The sequence below is a fragment of the Acinetobacter marinus genome (assembly GCF_900096915.1).
GTDB classification, from domain to species: domain Bacteria; phylum Pseudomonadota; class Gammaproteobacteria; order Pseudomonadales; family Moraxellaceae; genus Acinetobacter; species Acinetobacter marinus.
Map to the genome: position 1 here is coordinate 78,441 of NZ_FMYK01000002.1, position 19,662 is coordinate 98,102.

Genomic DNA, 19,662 nt, shown 5'->3' on the forward strand with positions numbered 1-19,662 from the left:
CAATTGTTCACTTAAGTAAAGTAGCATTTTCGCCATATCTAAGCCGAAAAAATTGCGCAGAATGCCAAATTGTTGATCGCATCGACAAAAGTGCTGAACGAAAATGTCAACGCGCAGCACCTTGATGACGAAATTAGCCACGATGCAGTTTGATACTGGATAAGAATGCCCGAAGCGCTGCGGGTTTTAGTGGCTTTTTCAGTAACACAATGTTCATCGCTTTTAATGTTTCAGGCAGATCGGGATCACTGTCTGCGGTGATCAGTGCAGTTGGAATGTGCTGTTGTTGGTGGCGCTGAATAAAGTCCAAACCATATTGATCATCGTTGAGATGTTGGTCGACCAGCCAGACATGGATATCTTCCGATTCAATCAATTGCAGTGCTTGCGCTGGATCAAGTGCGGTGTAGACTTGGTAGCCCCATTTTTGCAATAGGTTTTGCATGCCTTGCAAAATGGTCGGGTCATTGTCTAGACAGAGGATATTTAAGGATTTTTGTGGTGCACTGAGTTGAGTTTGTGCGGTATTTTGCGTCACAGGTGTCGCCACCGTCGGCACTTCAAGAACAAAGCTCGAGCCTTTACCCACTTGCGATAAGACTTGAACGGAATAATGCAATTGGCTGGTCATGCGTTCGACAATTGCCAATCCCAAGCCCAGTCCTTGTTCGCCCCATGGTGAGTTGTGTCCGCCTCGTTCAAATTCTTTAAACAGATTTTGCTGTTGCGCCTCTGAAATGCCAGGCCCCGTATCCCAGACACCGATACGAATATAATCGGCTTGGCTGGCACTGCGTAGCACACCGACCACCACACGACCCGAAGCGGTATAGCGTAAGGCGTTGCTGACGAAGTTCTGCAAAATACGGCGAATCCACTGCGGATCGGTATCGATCCAAAAATGGGTATTGTGGATGTGTAGTTCGATCTGGCGTTGTTCTGCGATAGCGGTAAATTGAAGGCGTAAATCACTGAGCAAATCTTGTAAGTTATACGCACGGCGATTGGGTTTGATCGACCCGCCTTCGAGTTTGGCAATATCAAGCAGTGCCGAGAGCATGCTTTCTGCACCAAACAAGGCACGATCGAGTTGTTCTAAGGTTTTTTGATCATCCGTGTGAAAGGCGCTTTGCTCTAATGCGGCACTAAAAAGTCGTGCGGCATGCATCGGTTGTAATAAATCGTGACTGGCGGCGGCGAGGAAGCGGTTTTTCGATTTGATCGCCAGATCGGCTTGGGCGAGGGCAAGATGTTGTTCATCCAATGCATGTTCTAACTGCGAGGTGCGCTCACTGACCCGTGCTTCGAGTACCGCTTCATTTTCACGGAATGCGGTAATATCGGCATAGGTGGTGACAAAACCACCGCCTTCGATCGGATTGCCTCGCATTTGGATGACTCGACCATCTGCACGAATCCGTTCGAACTCATGCGCACTGCCTTGTTTCATCCAGTTAATGCGTTTATTGACATGATCCTCGACAGGACCTGGTCCACATTCGCCCCGTTCGGCATTGTATCGAATCAAATCTGCAACTGGACAGCCAACATAGACCAAATCTTTGGGATAATCAAAAAGGGTCAGATATTGGCTATTCCACGCCACCAAGCACATATTGGCATCAACCACGCTCACCCCTTGAGTCATGTGATCGATCATGGTCATGGTCAGATTTTGATTGAAACGTTGCCACTGTGATGCCTGATCGAGAATATTTGCCACTTGTCCAAGTGCCAAGCCATTATCGACCAATGCAGTGGTTAGCAGGGTACGAGCTGATGCAGTACCAATTGCACTGGCGAGAAACTGCTCGCTAAACCGCCACCACATGCCATTGGCGAGTTGTTGCGGATCGAGATAGACCATTTGCTGGCGGGCGAATTGCTCAAATGCTTGCTTGCTACTACGTTCGCCAGCGATGCGTGAACATAGTGCAATCAGATCGGCAATTCTCAGTCGTGAGACCTGATCGGTCGGTAAATATTTCAGACTCGGTGTGGATTCGATCGGGGTACTTTGTGTCGGCAAAGGCTTGGTATCGTAGAAGAAAAAACTTTCTGCTTGAATTTGCTCCGCCACACTTGGGCGAAAGCGCCGTGAAAATCGGTAATAGCACAAAATATTGGTGCCAAGTGACCAAATCACGCCGTGGGTGAGTGCAGACAGTGAGCTAAAACCAAACAGTGCTTCAGGGCGCAACCATGTCCATTGAAATGGACCATAATCGAGAATCTGTTGTCCCCACGGCAAATATTCTGCAGGCAGACTGCGTAAAATGGTGGGCAGGAGTAAAGTATATAACCAAACCGCAAAACCAACGATCAAGCCAATATAGACCCCTTGCTTACTGCCACTACGCCAATACAAACCGCCAATGAGTGCGGGTGCAAACTGCGCCACGGCACTAAAGGCAAGCAAACCAAACACAGACAATTGATTGATATCAGAGAAAAAATGATAAAAGAAAAAGCCGAGTAACATCACCACCAAGATCGAAATACGGCGCACCAATTTTAGCATTTGTGGCATGCGTGGATCATTGCGGGAGATTAGGTTAAACCGCCACAGCACAGGCATGATCAAGTCATTGCTGAGCATGATGGAGAGTGCGACAGAAGACACCAAAAGCATACCCGTTGACGCAGAAAATCCACCTAAAAATGCCAATAAAGTCAGCCAATCATTGCCATAGCTCATCGGCAACATCAATACTGCTGCATCGGCTACGGGGAGCACTTCTGAGGGCGCATGAATCGCCCAGCTTGCGAGCGGAATAATTGCCAATAAGGTTAAAACCAGATAAGCACCAAACCAACGCCGTGCACCATTAATATGGCGTTCGTCTTTCAGCTCGACCACCGCCACGTGAAACTGTCGGGGCAAGCAAATCATCGCCAAAGCAGCCAGTAAAGTTTGAATCCAGAAGGTGTCAGGCACGCCGACTTGTTGTACGAGATTCACCGTTTCACGCACATCAGCGCTGACTTGATGAAAATTGGCTTTAGATTCAAACAGGAAAAATAAAGCAACCACAAGTAGCGCAAACAATTTCACAAAAGATTCAAAGGCTACGGCAAGCATCAAACCGCCATGTTGCTCGGTGTTGGCGATGCGCCGTGTACCAAAGAGCATGGCGAGAATGGCAAGTAAACCCGTCAGCATCAGCACGCTATTGGTCACCGCAAACGGGCTATTGTGCTCGGCTAAAATAATGTTGGTGCTCAAGGCGATCGCACGCAGTTGCAATGCCAAATACGGCAAAATCGCCAGCACAGCGAGGAAGGTTACCAAGGTCGCCAGCGAGCCCATCTTACCGTAGCGGGCAGCAATAAAATCGGCAATCGACGATACGGTATGATACTGACGGACTCGCCCCAAACGTCGCCAGATGTCATAACCAAAAATCAGAAATAATAAAGGACCCAGATAAATCGGCAGATAAATAATGCCGTCTCGAGCCGCTGCCCCAGCTGCTCCATAAAATGTCCAAGAGGAACAATAGACGCCGAGTGTTAGACTAAAGAGAATCATTCTGCCACGGGCACTTAATCGGCTGGCATGACGCTCACCATAAAATGCACATGCAAATAAAATTGCAACATAAACTATTAATATACCTAGAATTAATCCTGCATTCATCCGCACTACGCCACATTGTCTTCCACGCTATGATACCTGATTATCCGTGCGTGAAGTGAAGCTAGTGCCTTGAATTCACGACCAAAGTCTAAGTGAACATGAGAAATCCAGTTGTTACCTTGAAAAACATCAAAAAATGGATGGCAATCGCCGTAAAGGAACAATGACCATTGATCGGTCATAAAATTTTGGAGAAGTGAGATATGGATGATGCTCATGTACAGGAAATTTTAAGGAACCCCAAGTTCCAAGAATTGGTGCAAAAACAGCGCAAGCTGAGTACGGCACTGACGATTTTAATGTTATTTATTTATTTCGGATTTATTTTGCTGGTTGCCTATAACCCAGAGTTTTTGCACAGCTCGTTTAGTGGTGTGATCACTTGGGGTATTCCGCTGGGTATCGGCGTGATCGTGGCGTCATTTGTACTGTGTTGGGTGTATTCGGTGGTCTGTAACAAAGCCTTTGACCGATTAAATACGGAAGCGATTCGTGAGGTGAATGAGATTCTCAGCTCACAACATGCCAGTCGTAATGCAGGTCAGCAAGGAGCAGATCAATGATGGATAAAAAAACCGCTTTAAAAATGTTGCTCACCACGGCATCAGCGTCACTGATCAGCCATATGGCTTGGGCGGCACCGACGATTGGCGAGGCAGAGAAACAGCCAACCAACTGGATCGCCATCATCATGTTTGTGATCTTCGTTGGTATGACCTTGTTTATCACCAAGTGGGCAGCAGGGCGTACTCAATCGACCAAAGATTTCTATACTGCGGGCGGGGGCATTACAGGCTTCCAAAATGGTTTGGCGATTGCGGGTGACTTTATGTCGGCGGCATCGTTCCTCGGGATTTCGGCGATGGTGTTTAGCTCAGGCTACGATGGCTTGCTCTATTCTCTTGGCTTTATGGTGGGCTGGCCGATCGTTCTGTTCTTGATTGCTGAGCGTCTGCGTAATTTGGGTAAATATAACTTCTCCGATGTCGCATCATTTCGCTTAGAAGAACGTCCAGTACGTGCGATGGCGGCGGTCAACTCATTAGTTGTTGTCGCATTCTACTTGATCGCGCAAATGGTCGGTGCAGGGCAGTTGATCAAACTCCTATTCGGTCTGGACTATAACATTGCAGTGATCATCGTTGGTTTGCTGATGATGGCATACGTGATGTTCGGCGGTATGTTGGCGACCACATGGGTACAAATTATTAAAGCGGTATTGTTGTTGTCAGGTGCTTCGTTCATGGCATTTATGGTGATGAAGCATGTCGGCTTTAGTTTTGCCGAAATGTTTAACCAAGCGATCAACGTCTTTGGTGAAGTGCATGATAAGACCACTGAAGAAGCCACCAAAATTATGGGACCTGGCGGTTTGGTCAAAGGACCAATCGATGCGATCTCGCTTGGTTTGGCATTGATGTTTGGTACAGCTGGTTTGCCACATATTTTGATGCGTTTCTTTACCGTGAAAGATGCCAAAGAAGCACGTAAATCAGTGGTTGTGGCGACAGGATTCATTGGTTACTTCTACCTACTGACCTTTATCATTGGTTTTGGTGCGATTCTTTTGGTTGCCAACAATCCAGCCTATATCGATGCAGCAAAAACTGCAGCGACTGGTAGCTTGCAATTGATCGGTGGTAGTAACATGGCTGCGGTACATCTTGGTCATGCAGTCGGTGGTAATATTTTCTTGGGCTTCATCTCTGCGGTGGCATTTGCGACCATCTTGGCGGTGGTTGCAGGGTTGACCTTGGCGGGTGCGTCGGCGGTATCGCATGACTTGTATGCCAATGTCATCAAACGTGGTACAGCGACCGAACAACAAGAGCTGAAAGTATCGAAAATGGCGACTTTGGGCTTGGCAATCTTTGCCATGATCCTTGGGATTATGTTTGAAAAACAAAACGTGGCGTTCATGGTCGGTCTTGCCTTTGCGGTCGCGGCGTCTGCCAACTTCCCAGTGTTATTGTTGTCTATGTACTGGCGTGGACTGACCACTCGTGGTGCGGTAATTGGTGGTTGGGCTGGCTTGATCAGTGCCTTGATTTTAATTTTCCTCACCAAAGCAGTTTGGGTCGATACCTTGAAACTCGGCGAGCAAGCACCACTGGATATGAGTAATCCTGCGCTGTTCTCGATGTTGATTTCATTCTTTGCATGCTGGTTGTTCTCAATTACAGACAAATCTGCTCGTGCACAGCAAGAACAACATCGTTACGATGCACAGTTCGTACGTTCGATGACAGGAATTGGCGCATCAGGTGCTTCAGATCACTAAGTCTGAGCAGTTGATCTTGCAATAATTTCAATATTAAAAAAGCCGATACACAGCGATCGGCTTTTTTGTGCTTAAAATAAGTCAAAATGGCTGAGCATCATTGGATAGACAATCATGTCAAAACTCGAACAAAACCTTAAAAAAATTGCCAAAGATCCCTTAGCGATACGTGCGCTTCATTTTGAAGGTTATGATGATGAGATTCCAAAGCAAGTCGCACAGTGCATCAACCTTGAAAAACTCGATATTGCTTATTCCGATATTTCCAAGATTCCTCAGTTTGTCAGTGAGTTAGCAAAACTGAAATCATTCAATTTTTGTGGTTGTCGTGATTTAGACTGGATCAGCAATCTCGTCGAATATCCCGCTTTAACAAGTTTGGGCGCACATTGTAAAAGCATCGCACACGTCGAACAGATCGCTGAATTAACGCAATTAGAACATTTGACGATTACAGGAAATGTTCATCAGTTTTCACAGAATTTTAGTCAACTCAAAAATTTGCAGTCCTTAGAACTGTTTGCCTTGCCGATCAAGACATTACCTAAAGTATTGGCTGAATTGCCCAATTTAAAGATTTTATCTGTGAATACGGGCGATGTGAGTCTTGATTTTGATCAAGTGGTCGATGTGCTTAGGGATTGTGAAAAGCTCAGTGCGCTGAAATTGGTGACGCCAAAACTCACCTTGAACCAGCGTATTGCTGAACTGAGCCAATTGGAAAAACTGGATTTATCAGGCAATGGCTTAGAACACATGCCTGACGCAGTGTATCAATTGCACAATCTGACCGAACTGGATTTGGGCATGAATCAATTGCGTAGCATTCCCAAAGGCATCGGGCAATTGTCCAAATTGCAAGTGCTTAAGCTGAATTCCAACTGGCGCTATAAAGTACAGTTAAACAATCTTATGAATGAATTACACCAATTAAAGCACCTGAAAACCTTGCATCTTTGGTCATGTCAGAGCTTGAAGCAGTTACCCGAAAATATTTGTGCATGCACTGCATTGCAAGCGCTTGATGTGGATAATAATTTACTCAAGGATGTGCCAGAGTCCCTCTATCACATGCATTGGCTGAAAAAACTACGGCTCAGTACCAATCCGATTGCGCCTGCAACACAACAACGGTTGCAAGATTGGGCGACCTTACATGAGATTCGACTCAGTATTGGATAGTGTCATTTTCGCCAACGTGGAAAAATTCAACATTTGATTCGCATTGTTTAAAATCGGTTAAAAAAGCCATTCGCTCTGTAACTGATTTCTTGTAAAATAAATGAATCTCATTTTTATTTACGGTGGCGTTGATGGGCAAATATACAGTATTGAGCCTACAGATTCTCTTTCTCATGCAACTTGGCATGCAAGCCCATGCTGCGGATACGATTACAGCACAGGATGAGGATGCGCAAGTCAATGTGCTACCAACGATCACCGTGACTGCGGAGGATGATAGCAAAGCCTATGCCGCAACAACAGCCTCAGCTGTGTTACGTTCGGATGCACCTTTGTTTGAAACTGCGCAATCGATTAGCGTCATTAGTGAAAAGCAACTGCAAGAAAAGCAAGCCAAAACACTGTCTGAAGCCTTGCAAGGTGTTGCTGGTGTCACCTCTGGACAATATGGTCGCCGTGGCTGGGATGATTTTATTATTCGTGGGCAAGTGTCCAGTGCGCAAACTTACATGGACGGTTTACGCATTCAATCTTCTGACAATGCCTTGCGCTCTGAAGACATTACGGGATTGCAATCCATTGAAGTAGTCAAAGGGCCAACTTCGACAGGCTTTGGTTTTGCATTGCCAGGTGGCTTGGTCAACTTAACCACCAAGCGTCCAGAAGCCGAGACTTTTGTTCGGGGCAGTGCCAGTTATGGGAGTTATTCACTGCTCGATGGTACCTTTGATATTAACTATGCGCCGAATGACAGTGAAAAAGGGGCGTTCCGTTTGGTCGGGCATGTTTCTGATCAAGATGATCCAACGGATTATGTCTATTACAAAAATTATTATGTCGCACCGTCTTATAATTTTGATTTAGGTGACAAAGATGAGTTGTCGGTGATTGCCAGTTATCAGCACCGAGAGTTTATTCGTCAGCAGGGCATTCCATATAGCAATGGCGACTATAAAAATTACTCGCATAAATTATTCTTTGGCGTCCCAAATCTCAGCAATACGGTGGATGTGTTGCGGTTTGGCTCAAACTACACCCATTATTTTGATAATGGCTGGAAATTTAAACAGAATTTTGCCGTCACTCAAACTGATGCAGATAATAACCCTGTGCTTGCAGGAACGGCGACTGATTTGCCGACAATTAACCGACGCTTAGAACGTCAGCTCAAAGATGATCTGAATTTTGCACTGGATCATAATTTGTCTAAACATTTTGATTGGGGAAAAACGCAGTACGATCTCATGGTCGGTTTAGACGCAATGCATGAGCGCAGTGATTATGAGCGTCGTCGTAGAAATCTTTCTGCATTTGATGCAGACAATCCAGTGTACACTTCGGAAGATAAAGCGACAGCAACCATTGCCCATCAAATTACCGACACGCAGTATATGGGTGTCTATCTGCGTAACAACTTTAAAATTGATGAGCATTGGATTTTAGGCTTATCAGGTCGTCACGATTGGACACAGGTCGAAGTGGAAGACATCTATAACGACAGTCAGAGCAAAAACTCGGACAATGCCTTTACGGGCAATACCTCATTGATGTATCAGATCAATGATATGTTTGCACCTTATGTCAGTTATGCGACTTCATTTTTTCCTGTCAGCGATTTAGGTGAAGATGGTTCATTACTCGATCCTGAAGAAGGCGAGCAATATGAAATCGGGTTGAAATTCCAAGGCTTGGATAAGCGCTTACAAGGCTATGTGGCGTATTATGATTTGACCCGTAAAAATGTTACTGAATCTGACTCAGTTGGTGATTATTCAGTACAGATCGGTGAGCAAAAAACCAAAGGCTTTGAGACCGAGCTGTCGGCTGCTTTAACGGATCAATGGAATGTCACAGTGACCTATAGTTATATCCCAACGGCTGAAATCACTGAAAGTGAAACCACCAGCGATATTGGTAATCGCATTAACCACGTTCCGAAAAATGCAGCATCACTATCAACCCAGTACTATTTTGGGGCGGATCAGTTGGGCTGGAATATTGGTGCAGGGGTGAGCTATCAAGGCGAGCGTTCGGCACAGCGTGGTACTTACTATGTGCCATTGGCGAGCTATACCTTGTATGATGTCAATGCGGGTTATGCTGCCAAGCATTGGGGCGCAAGATTCAGTATCAAGAACTTATTTGATAAAGAGTATTTGGTCGGTACCACACCGAATGCACAATTGGTCAACTGGGGTGATCCACGTACTTTCCGCTTTAGTGTTGACTTTAAGTACTGATCGAATCAAGCCCAACAAAAAAACCGGGCATCAGTGCTCGGTTTTTTTATTGATCCCGCCGAGTATGATGAAACCAACTTGGCAGGATATACGATGAATTAAATATCAGATAAATCGATACCAATGCGTGAAGCTACTTCTTCATAGGCTTCAACCACACCACCTAAACCCTGGCGGAAACGGTCTTTATCGAGTTTCTTCTTGGTGTCTTTGTCCCATAGACGGCAACCATCTGGAGAGAATTCATCACCAAGTATGATACGATCGTGGAATACACCAAATTCAAGTTTGAAATCCACCAAGATCATGTTGCCTTGATCAAAGATTTGCGACAAAACATCATTGACTTGATAGGTCAGCTCTTTCATTTTTGCCAATTGATCAGCAGTTGCCCAGCCTAGTGCAATTGCTTGAGATTCGTTGACCATTGGATCGCCCAACGCATCATCTTTGAAGAACAATTCAAAAGTTGGCGGAGTCAATTGTTTGCCTTCTTCTACGCCAAGACGACGGCAGAGTGAGCCTGCAGCGTAGTTACGAATCACGCATTCTACAGGGATCATGTCGAGTTTTTTGACCAAAACTTCTGTTGGGCTCAGCAATTCTTCAAAATGCGTTTCAATGCCGGCATCAGCCAATTTTTGCATGATGAATGCGTTGAAACGGTTGTTGACTTTGCCCTTGCGGTCAAGCTGTTCGATCTTTTCACCATTGAATGCAGAAGCATCATCACGGAACACCAAAATCAGGTGATCAGGATTGTCGGTTTCGTAGACTGATTTTGCTTTTCCAGTATAGAGCAAGGCTTGTTTAGACATGGGTTAACCTTTTGTGGTGAGGCGTCGTGTGAGCGTGTGCAGATTTAAGCGGGCCAGTTTTGATAGATCAAAGCTAAAATTTCGCTGGCAACATCACGATCTGCAAAATTATGATCGGTATTATATACGCCTACGGTGTTACTTGCACCCGATGGTGTTAAACGAATTTCATAATTTTTATCTTGATAGCGAATTTGCATCACATTGCTATTTTCACTGGCTGTAGCATTTAAGTTTGCAGCACTGCTGGCGGCATTGACATATTGCCAAACTTCACTTGAGCCACCATCGACTTTAAGTAGTGGAATGCCGTTACCATCTTGAACCAGTTGTGGGCGAGACGGTGCAGCGCCTGTGCTGGTTGATGCTGTAGCATTCACTGCTTCGGGACGTGGTAGGTCAAAACGGTTGCCCTTGGCATTTTTAAAATCTTGTGCTTGCTCAAGTGCACGTGGGTCGATCTGCGGTGCAGGATAGAGCGCATGCTGTGGACGCATTTGTAGATTTTCAGGCACTTTCAGCGGTGCGACTGTTTTTGATTCTTTATAGTCCAAAGAACTGTTGTCCATCGCAAATCGTGAACAACCAAACAAACTCATCGATACCAGTCCAAGGACCACAACAACACGTAACTGCATAATTTTGCGCTCTATTTCATTCAATACAATTTAGTTGGTTTCAATCACATGCGTCGCTTGCAATGTTTCACGAATTGGCGTGCGATATTGTTCAGCCAACGGTGTTAACGGCAAGCGAATGCCTGTGCCGATTTTACCCATTTCATGCAGTGCCCATTTTACAGGGATTGGATTGGATTCACAGAACAAAATGTCATGTAATTGTGAGACTTGTGTATTGAGGCGATGTGCTTCTGCTTTGTTGTCATCCAGCGCCGCTAGACACATTTGACTCATAGCATGCGGTGCGACATTGGCAGTCACAGAAATGTTGCCTCTTGCACCTGCAAGGATCAATTCCCAAGCTGTTTCATCGTCACCTGAGTAGACCACCATGTCGACAGGGTCTAAATGATGAATCAATTGAATGCCACGTGGAATATCGCCTGTCGCATCTTTGATACCAACAATGTTGGCAACTTTAGCGAGACGAATCACCGTATCATTGTCCATGTCGACGCCAGTACGCCCTGGGACATTATATAGAATCTGAGGTAAATCAACGGCTTCAGCGATGGCTTTGTAATGTTGGAATAAGCCTTCTTGGGTTGGTTTGTTATAATAAGGCGTCACCAATAGCGCAGCATCAGCACCAACCTCTTTGGCGGCTTGGGTGAGTTCGATCGCTTCACTGGTCGAGTTGGCACCCGTACCTGCAATGATCGGGATGCGTTTATCGGCAATACGCACGATCTCAGCGATGACTTTGATGTGTTCTTCCATGCTCAAAGTGGATGCTTCACCTGTAGTGCCCACAGCGACAATACTGTGCGTACCTTGCGCAATGTGCCATTCTACAAGCTGCTTTAAGCCATCCCAGTCCACGCTGCCATCTTCGAACATTGGGGTGACGATTGCGACGATTGAACCATGAATGGTGGTTGCTAGCTGAGTCATTTGAAAACACGATCCTATGCTGACACCCGAATGGATGGACAATCAGTTCATCGATTGATCGCCGTGATCGGATGCGTTGTTTTTAAAAAATAATAATGTGATCAATCTGGTTGAGTTGCGCTTCTGCCGTTGTTTCTCGACAGAGATAAGCACCATGATGAATCATATCGACCCTTGATTATGAACTATGCGTAGTTGAAGAACAATAGTGATTTGTACGACATCACCCAGCGTATAAAAAACTTAAAAAGCAATTGTTGCAAAATTGACATGCTGTATAAATAAAATTGGAATTTCATAAAAAATTAAAACGCAATAGACTACAACCATCGCAATGAGATCGAGATAAAAAATGTTGAATCCAAATGTTGTCGTTAAAAATATCGTCCAAAACCAAACTGTTGCAAATATTGTGAGTCTGCTGGCACGGGTGCTGATCGCTTATATCTTTATCGTAGCAGGCTGGGGGAAAATCACAGGCTACGAAGCAACAGCGGGCTATATGCAATCAATGGGTGTACCTGCAGCATTATTGCCATTGACCATTTTGGTGGAATTTGGCGGTGGTTTGGCGATTTTATTTGGCTTGCAAACACGCTTGGCAGCGTTCGGTCTTGGGGTATTTAGTGTGATCACTGCGCTAATCTTTCATGGCGGTGCAGATGATGCCATCAACTTTATGAAAAATCTCACCATGGCGGGTGGCTTATTCTTTGTGATGCTATATGGCGCTGGAAAAATTAGTGTGGATCGCTTTTTGGAAGGACATGGCGTCTGAAGCTGAAATTGACTTTTAAATTGAAGAAGCTGTCTCAAAATCCAATTTTCAACCCCACCTAACCTCCCCTTAAAAAGGGGAGGGATTCTAACCATTTGATTTTATAGAGTGGTCTTCCCCTGTTAAGGGGGATGAGGAGTATACTCCGCAAGGGGGTTTTATAGTTTTGAGACAGCCTCTTTTGTGGATAGCTACGGTGCTTTTCAATCTAATTTACATTGAAAGCATGTTAGGGCTTAGAGCATAAACAAAATTTGCATTTCACCGACCAAGAAACCAAGCACTGCACCAACAATAATCAGTGACCATTCATCCTCTTTAAATGCAGGGCGAAGCATGCCTTCAAACTCTTCTGGGGTCAGGCGTTGCATACGGGTAATCAAGGTATTACGAATATCCATCGCATCTTCGGCATAAGATTCAATGTGTTTCATGGTATCTGGCAAACGTGCCATGATGCGCTCAGCCACTTGTGTCTTGATGTTTTGATATTTCTCACCGCCGATGGCATAGACCACCAATGGACGCATGATGCCTGCTTGCTGGTCAATTTCTTGTTTGACATGACGATTGACCAAATCAATCACTCGATCAGAATGCGTACCCGTAAACAGTTCTTCAATGATATGGCGTGAGGTGAGTAACTGCTTAGAAATCAAGGCTGCATAGTCGGCAGCCACTTCATTTTGACGTTTTAAGAATAACCCTTGCCATGTATAGCCCAAGATTTTTTTCGGCTTCAGTGGGCGGAACATCATCTGTAAAGCCATCCAGTCACTAAAGAATCCGACAAAACCGCCAAACATTGGCAACATCCACGGATATTGCCCACGTGTCACAATCCAGCAAGTCATTTGCACCAAACCAATGGCAAAACCAAAAACAAAACCGACATTGGTAAAAAATTTAAATTCTTCTTTACCGACTTTCTTGAAGATTTCATTGAGTAGGCGCTTGTCCTTCATTAGGTTGCCGATCACCATATTTTTAATATCAAAATAACGGCTGACATCATGCTGTACTTCACTCATGATGTGTTCGACGATCTCTGGCGCTTTGGCTTTGACTCGATTGATCAGTTTGGTACGGGCAAACTCTGGCATGCCTTCCCAAAGTCCAGGTTGATATTCCTGTGCCACTTGGCGGGTAATGTCCTCAGCCGCTTCCATCAGCGCAGGTTCGATTTCTTTGGCGATGCGCTTCGGATCAAGCCGAGCAAAAATTTCCTCGGGTTTGATCAGGCGGGTGGTCATTAGGTCGACCGCCGTAGTTGCCATTTTTTTGGCTTTACGAGGAACTACACCTTGCCAGCCGAAAAACGGCTTGATACCTTTGAATTCAAGGGGTGAAAACATCATGTGAATGGCGACAAACTTGGTAATATAACCAATGATGCCACTGATAAACGGGATGGAGATATACAGCCAAAAATGCTGTTGAAAGTCTGCCCACATCGATTGAAACATTTGTTCTTTTCCTTATGACACACGGCTAAGCGACAGAGTAGCGCATGTGATCGAGTTGTGTTACGCATTATCATGAGCAGAGCTCGGCTCAACATCGTGCATGATAAAGTGTGACGATTTTAACAGCAAAGTATAGGAATTGAACAAGTGACTTCAAAATAAAGTGTAGACGCTGAAGTCGAAAACATGGCGTAAACATGGGCAGGTCAGCGATAAAAACGGTATTGTAGGTGAGTGTGTAGAAATATAAAGTATGAAAAATATAGGGTATGAAGAAAAATAATGATTAGCGTGTTGATGATTTTCGGGTTCATATTGATTTTTGCTGCACCGATTTACTGTGCTTTCTTTGATCAGCGGATCCAAACCATGATTCGCAATGCCGAAACGCAAAAAATCGTGCCGTATTTGGCGATGATCCCTGGTGCGATTTTACTCGGTGTGGCTTTTTATATGAATAAGCAAAAGCCATCTGTAAGCACAGAAGCCTGTGGCATGGTTGAGCGCTATTATCGTTATGGCAAGTATTCAAGATCAGAACGGGTTGTGATTCGTGTTGAACCGAGCATGAAGCAACGTCACTTAAACTTTAAATCGCATGTGCCGAGATGGCAGCAAGGTCAGCGAGTCTGCTTTGAATATTATGATCGTTATCAAAATCCACATCTTGGACAATCAATCATTTTGCGTGCGTTACATTGAAAAAGCGTCTTAGAAAATAAAATGTAGGCGCCAAAGTCGACATGCTTACATAGATCGGCTTGAATGCGTCAATCGGGCTGTAGTTAGATGTGTTATGGAAAATAAGTCGGTAGCAACGTCAATATTAATGTCAATTTCAGCGTCAATATCAACGTGAATATAAATAAGGAACGCCAAGATGGAGGATTTATTTGGCAATGCGCCCCAGTCTAAGCAAGACGGAACACCTGAGTCGATTATCATTCGATGTGATCACAACAAAATCACCATGAATGAAACGGAGCTCAACTTTCCGATTCATTTAAATACCTTAATCTCGATCTTGGGCGCACCTGATTTGCGCAAGCATGATCTGCTGTGGCGAGTGGTTTGGGATGATGCTGGCATCTATGCGGAATATGGCACTTGGGATAATATTTTATCGATGAACTGCCTAATTTCCCATGCCCATCAACGACAATACACGCCTGAAATGCTTTTTTCTGGTGAGATTTGGGTGAATGGTGAACAGATTAATCCGAATATATTTCAACAACAACAGCTTACTCGACATATGCTGGCGGTAGTGACTTATAAGGACGAAAATGAGCCGTACAGTATTGTGATCGGCAAGAATTTTGACTATGAAGAAGCCATTCCCAAAGATAAATATGTGATTCAGCCATTGCATGAGCCGCGCATTGAATTTCAAGATTTTGGTTTTAAAGTGTCGATTATTCAAGAGTTGATGTATGTACAAAAGCGCCTTGAACCGCAGTTTGATTTGTTTGAGTTTGTGAAATGGTACGACAAACGGAAAATTGACCTTGAAGAAGAAGGCTATGATCCGATTGCTGAAGTGACGCAATACTTTCGAGATTTACCGATACCGCAACGCTTAGCACAGTATGTCACTGAAGTTTATCAAGATGGTGGCAATGATATTTACTTGCAACTGATTCGCTTTGCTGAGGGGTATGAAAGCGATTGGGATATCCTCTCGGTCGAGGATGCGAGACAATTTCCCAATCTAAAAAAAGCGGTATTGTGCTATTACCAAGACCCTGTGATCGACCAATTGAATGAGATGGGCATTGACGCAAGAATGCTTTAATTAAGAGTGCTTTAATCAAGTACACTTTAATCAAGCATGCATCGAACGATAGGATAATGCTTCACTAATGTGCATGGTGCTGATCTGCTCGGATTGCGCCAGATCGGCAATGGTGCGTGCCACACGTAAAATACGGTGATAGCCACGTGCAGACAGTTGCAAGCGTTGCTGTGCCATGGCAAGAATATTCTGACTTTGTGTGTCGAGCTGGACGTGTTGGTCGATTTGCTGTGGCGTGAGTCCCGCATTCAAATAACCCTGACGCTGCAATTGTTGCTGATTCGCTGCAAATACCCGCTCGCGCACCGAAGCTGAGCTTTCTCCAGCCTGCTGTTGTTGCAACTCTTGTGCAGACAGTGGCGGGACTTCGATGTGCAAATCAATACGGTCAAGCAAAGGCCCTGAAATCCGATTTTTATAGCGTTTGATTGCTTCACTCGAACATTGACAACGATTGTCTTGATGGAAGGCATAACCACACGGACAGGGATTCATCGCCGCAATCAGTTGAAAATTGGCAGGATAGCAAATCTGCCGAGACGCCCGAGAGATCACCACCTCTTTGGACTCCAAAGGCTGACGCAAAACTTCTAAGACCTTGCGGTCAAACTCAGGCAACTCGTCCAAAAATAACACGCCCAAATGCGATAAAGTGATCTCGCCAGGTTTTGGATTGGAGCCCCCACCAACCAGCGCCACCGCCGAAGCGGTATGATGCGGTGCACGAAAAGGGCGCACCCCAAAAGGTTGATGCAAATTGGAAATGGAATAAATACTGGCAACTTCAAGACTTTCGCTGTCGGTCAGTGGTGGCAAAATACTCGGTAAGCGTGACGCCAGCAAAGTTTTACCCGTGCCAGGTGGTCCTGTAAATAGGAGTGAATGTCCACCCGCAGCTGCGATTTCCAGCGCTCGGCGTGCTTTGAGCTGACCTTTGACATCGGCAAGATCAGGCAAATGATCCAAAAATGTGTGATTTGGCTGATAATGGTGCGCAGGCTGTTGCACCGTCCCTGTCAAAATATCACAGACGGTTTTCAAGTGATTGGTGGCATAGACGGTGAGGTCTTGGATACAACAGGCATCATCGGCATTTTGTTCAGGCAGTAAAAGCTGTCGTTTCGCAGTTTTACAGGCGCGGGCAATGCTTAAAATCCCCGTAATTGGACGCAGTTGCCCATCTAAAGCAAGCTCACCGAGTAACTCAAACTGGGCAATACGATCATCAGCGATCTGTCCAGACGCCACCAATATCCCAACAGCAATCGCCAAGTCCAAGCGTGAGCCATCTTTGGGTAAATCGGCAGGCGCAAGGTTGATGGTGAGGCGTTTATTGGGAAATTGAAAACCGCTATTAATAATGGCAGAACGCACCCGATCTTTACTTTCACGTACCGCAGCTTCAGGCAAGCCAACAATAGTCAATGCGGGCAAACCTTGACTGGCGTGGACTTCGACCTCGATCAGCGGGGCATTTAAACCCAAAACGCTACGAGAATACACTTTGGCAAAACTCATATTATTGTTCCATTATTGTGCGTTTTTATAAAGTTGTTGTGTTTTTGATCAATATTGGCGCAATCGTTACTTTTTGATTTGACTTTGTAAGCCTTCAAGTTGCTGTTGTAGTGCATCCATGCGCTGATTGGCTTGTTGTAGTGCAATTTTTTGTCGATCAAGCTCTTGTTTAGAGACCAAATCCATTTTTTCCACCATTTCTGCCAAGACTGCACGAATATTGTGCTCAAGGTCAGCTTTTGGTGTGGCGATGTGTTCTTTTAAGGCGTCTACAAAGCTGTCTAGGGTTGGTGTCATCTGCGCTTGCTCAACATTGAATACTTAAAATTCAAGATACAATAAATGTAACTGAGATGATAGCTGTAAGATGGATAATTCAAAGAATACTGTTAAACTGTCGGCAGAACATGGCTTTAAAGTTGTGCAAAGTGAAGAAATATTCCCCCAATCGTTTCTTTCGTTTTGGCACGAAAATTGTTATGTAAAAACCACTATTGGTATGAGTAAACCCAAAGGAAGATAGCATGAAGCTCGTAACAGCAATCGTTAAACCGTTTAAGCTTGATGATGTCCGTGAATCACTTTCAGAAATCGGTGTGCAAGGTATCACTGTGACTGAAGTTAAAGGTTTCGGTCGTCAAAAAGGGCACACAGAATTGTACCGTGGTGCTGAATATGTGGTCGACTTTTTGCCGAAAGTCAAAATCGAAATTGCCATCAAAGACGATATGGTCGACAGTGTGATCGAAGCCATCACTCGTGTTGCCAGCACTGGCAAGATCGGTGATGGGAAAATCTTTGTCTCGAACTTAGAGCAAGTGATCCGTATCCGTACTGGAGAAACTGGTCCAGACGCCGTTTAAAAACAATATGGCATGACATTTGCTAACTGTTAACCATCTAGTTAGTCAAGTCAGCACAACTTAAATTGAAGGTTGGGGGATCTAATGAATAAATTGCTACTGGCGTTTGGTCTATCGACTGCGCTACTCGGAACATCTCCTGTATGGGCCGAATCAGAATCAGCAACTGCACCGACGGAAGATACGGCACTGGTCGTGGAAACCACGGAAGCGCCTGAGATGGCGGTGGTTGCTGAAACTGAAACACCAGCTACGCCTGCTGAAGCAGCAGCACCTGCGGAAGAAGAGCCAACGCTCGACTCAGGCGATACAGCATGGATTTTGATATCAACTGCATTGGTATTATTAATGACCATCCCTGGATTGGCATTATTCTACGGCGGTATGGTGCGTAAGAAAAATGTACTCAACACAATGGCATACAGCTTTACCGCTGCAAGTGTGGTGAGTATCGTCTGGGTTGTTGTCGGTTACTCGATTGCCTTTACCGATGGTAATAGCTTTATGGGTGGCTTTGATAAGATCATGCTCGCTGGCATCACCAAAGATGCACTCAGTGGCACGATTCCAGAGATTCTGTTTGTCATCTTCCAAATGACTTTTGCCATCATTACCGTAGCCATTATCAGTGGTTCGATCGCAGAGCGTATGAAGTTTAGCGCTTGGCTTGCGTTCATTACTATCTGGGTGATCGTGGTCTACGCACCAATCACACACTGGGTATGGGCATCTACAGGCTGGTTGTTTGGTAAAGGCGCTTTAGACTTCGCTGGTGGTACAGTAGTCCACATCAATTCAGGTGTTGCAGGTCTCGTTGCAGCGTACTTGCTTGGCAAACGTATGGGCTACGGCAAAGAAGCAATGGCACCACATAACCTCACCTTGACTGTACTTGGTGCGAGCTTGGTTTGGGTGGGCTGGTTCGGTTTCAATGGTGGTTCTGCTTTGGGCGCCAATGGTTCTGCAAGCTATGCCATCGTGGTAACTCAAGTTGCAGCAGCAGCAGCAGCCATCTCTTGGTTAGCGGTTGAGCGCATGGTGCGTGGCAAAGGTTCAGTCCTTGGTGCAGCATCTGGTGCGGTGGCTGGTCTAGTGGTGATTACACCTGCGGCAGGTTTTGTGACTGTTGGTGGTGCATTGATCATGGGTATCATCGGTGGTATCGTCTGCTTCTGGGGTATCAGCGGACTAAAACGTATGTTGAAAGCGGATGACTCGTTGGATGCATTTGGTCTACATGGTGTCGGTGGTATTGTTGGTGCAATCCTAACAGGCGTGTTTGCAAGTGAATTCATCATGGGTGATAGTGCGCCGACCAATATGATGAGCCAACTTTGGGTACAAGTCGAAGGTGTCTTGGCAACGATCGTATATAGCGCAGTATTAACCTTCATCATCTTAAAAGTGATTGATCTAGTGATTGGTCTACGTGCAGAAGGTGACGATGAGCGTATGGGTCTTGATCTTAGCCAACACGGCGAACGTATCGAATAATCTGATCATGACA

General features: G+C 45.2%; 16 protein-coding genes. 9 read left to right on the forward strand and 7 right to left on the reverse strand.

Annotated features, from left to right (window positions below; all coding sequences use genetic code 11):
* Positions 1-133: 133 nt before the first annotated feature.
* Positions 134-3,640, reverse strand: coding sequence for a PAS domain-containing hybrid sensor histidine kinase/response regulator (locus tag BLQ60_RS03775; protein ID WP_092616303.1), 3,507 nt, complete (start codon positions 3,638-3,640; stop codon positions 134-136).
* A 203-nt stretch (positions 3,641-3,843) separates the two neighbouring features.
* Between BLQ60_RS03775 and BLQ60_RS03785 the strand changes: the two genes are divergently transcribed.
* The 4 genes from BLQ60_RS03785 (at position 3,844) to BLQ60_RS03800 (ending at position 9,343) form a co-directional block, all read left to right on the forward strand.
* The gene (locus tag BLQ60_RS03785) at positions 3,844-4,203 is read left to right on the forward strand and encodes a DUF485 domain-containing protein (RefSeq protein ID WP_092616309.1); all 360 of its coding nucleotides are present in this window, start codon (positions 3,844-3,846) and stop codon (positions 4,201-4,203) included.
* Entirely contained in the window at positions 4,203-5,921 is a 1,719-nt protein-coding gene (locus BLQ60_RS03790) for a cation acetate symporter (protein ID WP_378235229.1), read from the forward strand. Before BLQ60_RS03785 ends, BLQ60_RS03790 begins: the two co-directional genes overlap by 1 nt.
* A gap of 114 nt (positions 5,922-6,035) precedes the next feature.
* Positions 6,036-7,103, forward strand: a complete 1,068-nt coding sequence (locus BLQ60_RS03795) for a leucine-rich repeat domain-containing protein (protein WP_092616311.1) — start codon at positions 6,036-6,038, stop codon at positions 7,101-7,103.
* Between the two features lie 185 nt (positions 7,104-7,288).
* Positions 7,289-9,343, forward strand: a complete 2,055-nt coding sequence (locus BLQ60_RS03800) for a TonB-dependent siderophore receptor (protein WP_244515967.1) — start codon at positions 7,289-7,291, stop codon at positions 9,341-9,343.
* Positions 9,344-9,441: 98 nt separating this feature from the next.
* Here the strand turns inward: BLQ60_RS03800 and purC are convergent, their stop codons facing one another.
* From purC to dapA, 3 genes are read right to left on the reverse strand one after another with little or no spacing between them, the layout of a single operon-like run.
* Positions 9,442-10,161, reverse strand: a complete 720-nt coding sequence (purC, locus tag BLQ60_RS03805; protein WP_092616314.1) for a phosphoribosylaminoimidazolesuccinocarboxamide synthase — start codon at positions 10,159-10,161, stop codon at positions 9,442-9,444.
* Between the two features lie 44 nt (positions 10,162-10,205).
* Positions 10,206-10,802: a lipoprotein-34 precursor (NlpB) gene (locus BLQ60_RS03810; protein WP_244515968.1), complete on the reverse strand. Its 597-nt coding sequence runs from the start codon at positions 10,800-10,802 to the stop codon at positions 10,206-10,208.
* A gap of 27 nt (positions 10,803-10,829) precedes the next feature.
* Positions 10,830-11,735, reverse strand: coding sequence for a 4-hydroxy-tetrahydrodipicolinate synthase (gene dapA / locus BLQ60_RS03815; RefSeq protein ID WP_092616319.1), 906 nt, complete (start codon positions 11,733-11,735; stop codon positions 10,830-10,832).
* 352 nt (positions 11,736-12,087) lie between these two features.
* On the opposite strand from dapA, the gene BLQ60_RS03820 reads away from it, so the two are divergent.
* A complete protein-coding gene (locus BLQ60_RS03820) occupies positions 12,088-12,513 on the forward strand; it encodes a DoxX family protein (RefSeq protein ID WP_092616322.1) in 426 nt (141 codons plus the stop codon).
* Positions 12,514-12,749: 236 nt separating this feature from the next.
* Here the strand turns inward: BLQ60_RS03820 and BLQ60_RS03825 are convergent, their stop codons facing one another.
* Positions 12,750-13,967: a DUF445 domain-containing protein gene (locus BLQ60_RS03825; protein WP_171259058.1), complete on the reverse strand. Its 1,218-nt coding sequence runs from the start codon at positions 13,965-13,967 to the stop codon at positions 12,750-12,752.
* Between the two features lie 381 nt (positions 13,968-14,348).
* On the opposite strand from BLQ60_RS03825, the gene BLQ60_RS03830 reads away from it, so the two are divergent.
* Positions 14,349-14,681, forward strand: a complete 333-nt coding sequence (locus tag BLQ60_RS03830) for a hypothetical protein (RefSeq protein ID WP_143005175.1) — start codon at positions 14,349-14,351, stop codon at positions 14,679-14,681.
* 178 nt (positions 14,682-14,859) lie between these two features.
* Positions 14,860-15,774: a DUF6892 domain-containing protein gene (locus tag BLQ60_RS03835; protein ID WP_092616331.1), complete on the forward strand. Its 915-nt coding sequence runs from the start codon at positions 14,860-14,862 to the stop codon at positions 15,772-15,774.
* A 30-nt stretch (positions 15,775-15,804) separates the two neighbouring features.
* Here the strand turns inward: BLQ60_RS03835 and BLQ60_RS03840 are convergent, their stop codons facing one another.
* Both BLQ60_RS03840 and BLQ60_RS03845 read right to left on the reverse strand, forming a co-directional pair.
* The gene (locus BLQ60_RS03840; RefSeq protein ID WP_092616334.1) at positions 15,805-17,292 is read right to left on the reverse strand and encodes a YifB family Mg chelatase-like AAA ATPase; all 1,488 of its coding nucleotides are present in this window, start codon (positions 17,290-17,292) and stop codon (positions 15,805-15,807) included.
* A gap of 66 nt (positions 17,293-17,358) precedes the next feature.
* On the reverse strand, positions 17,359-17,589 hold the full coding sequence (locus BLQ60_RS03845; protein WP_092616337.1) for an accessory factor UbiK family protein: 231 nt from the start codon (positions 17,587-17,589) through the stop codon (positions 17,359-17,361).
* A 227-nt stretch (positions 17,590-17,816) separates the two neighbouring features.
* On the opposite strand from BLQ60_RS03845, the gene glnK reads away from it, so the two are divergent.
* Together glnK and BLQ60_RS03855 are read left to right on the forward strand one after the other, a co-directional pair.
* Entirely contained in the window at positions 17,817-18,155 is a 339-nt protein-coding gene (gene glnK, locus BLQ60_RS03850) for a P-II family nitrogen regulator (RefSeq protein WP_092616340.1), read from the forward strand.
* Between the two features lie 84 nt (positions 18,156-18,239).
* Entirely contained in the window at positions 18,240-19,649 is a 1,410-nt protein-coding gene (locus BLQ60_RS03855) for an ammonium transporter (RefSeq protein WP_092616343.1), read from the forward strand.
* Positions 19,650-19,662: the final 13 nt, after the last annotated feature.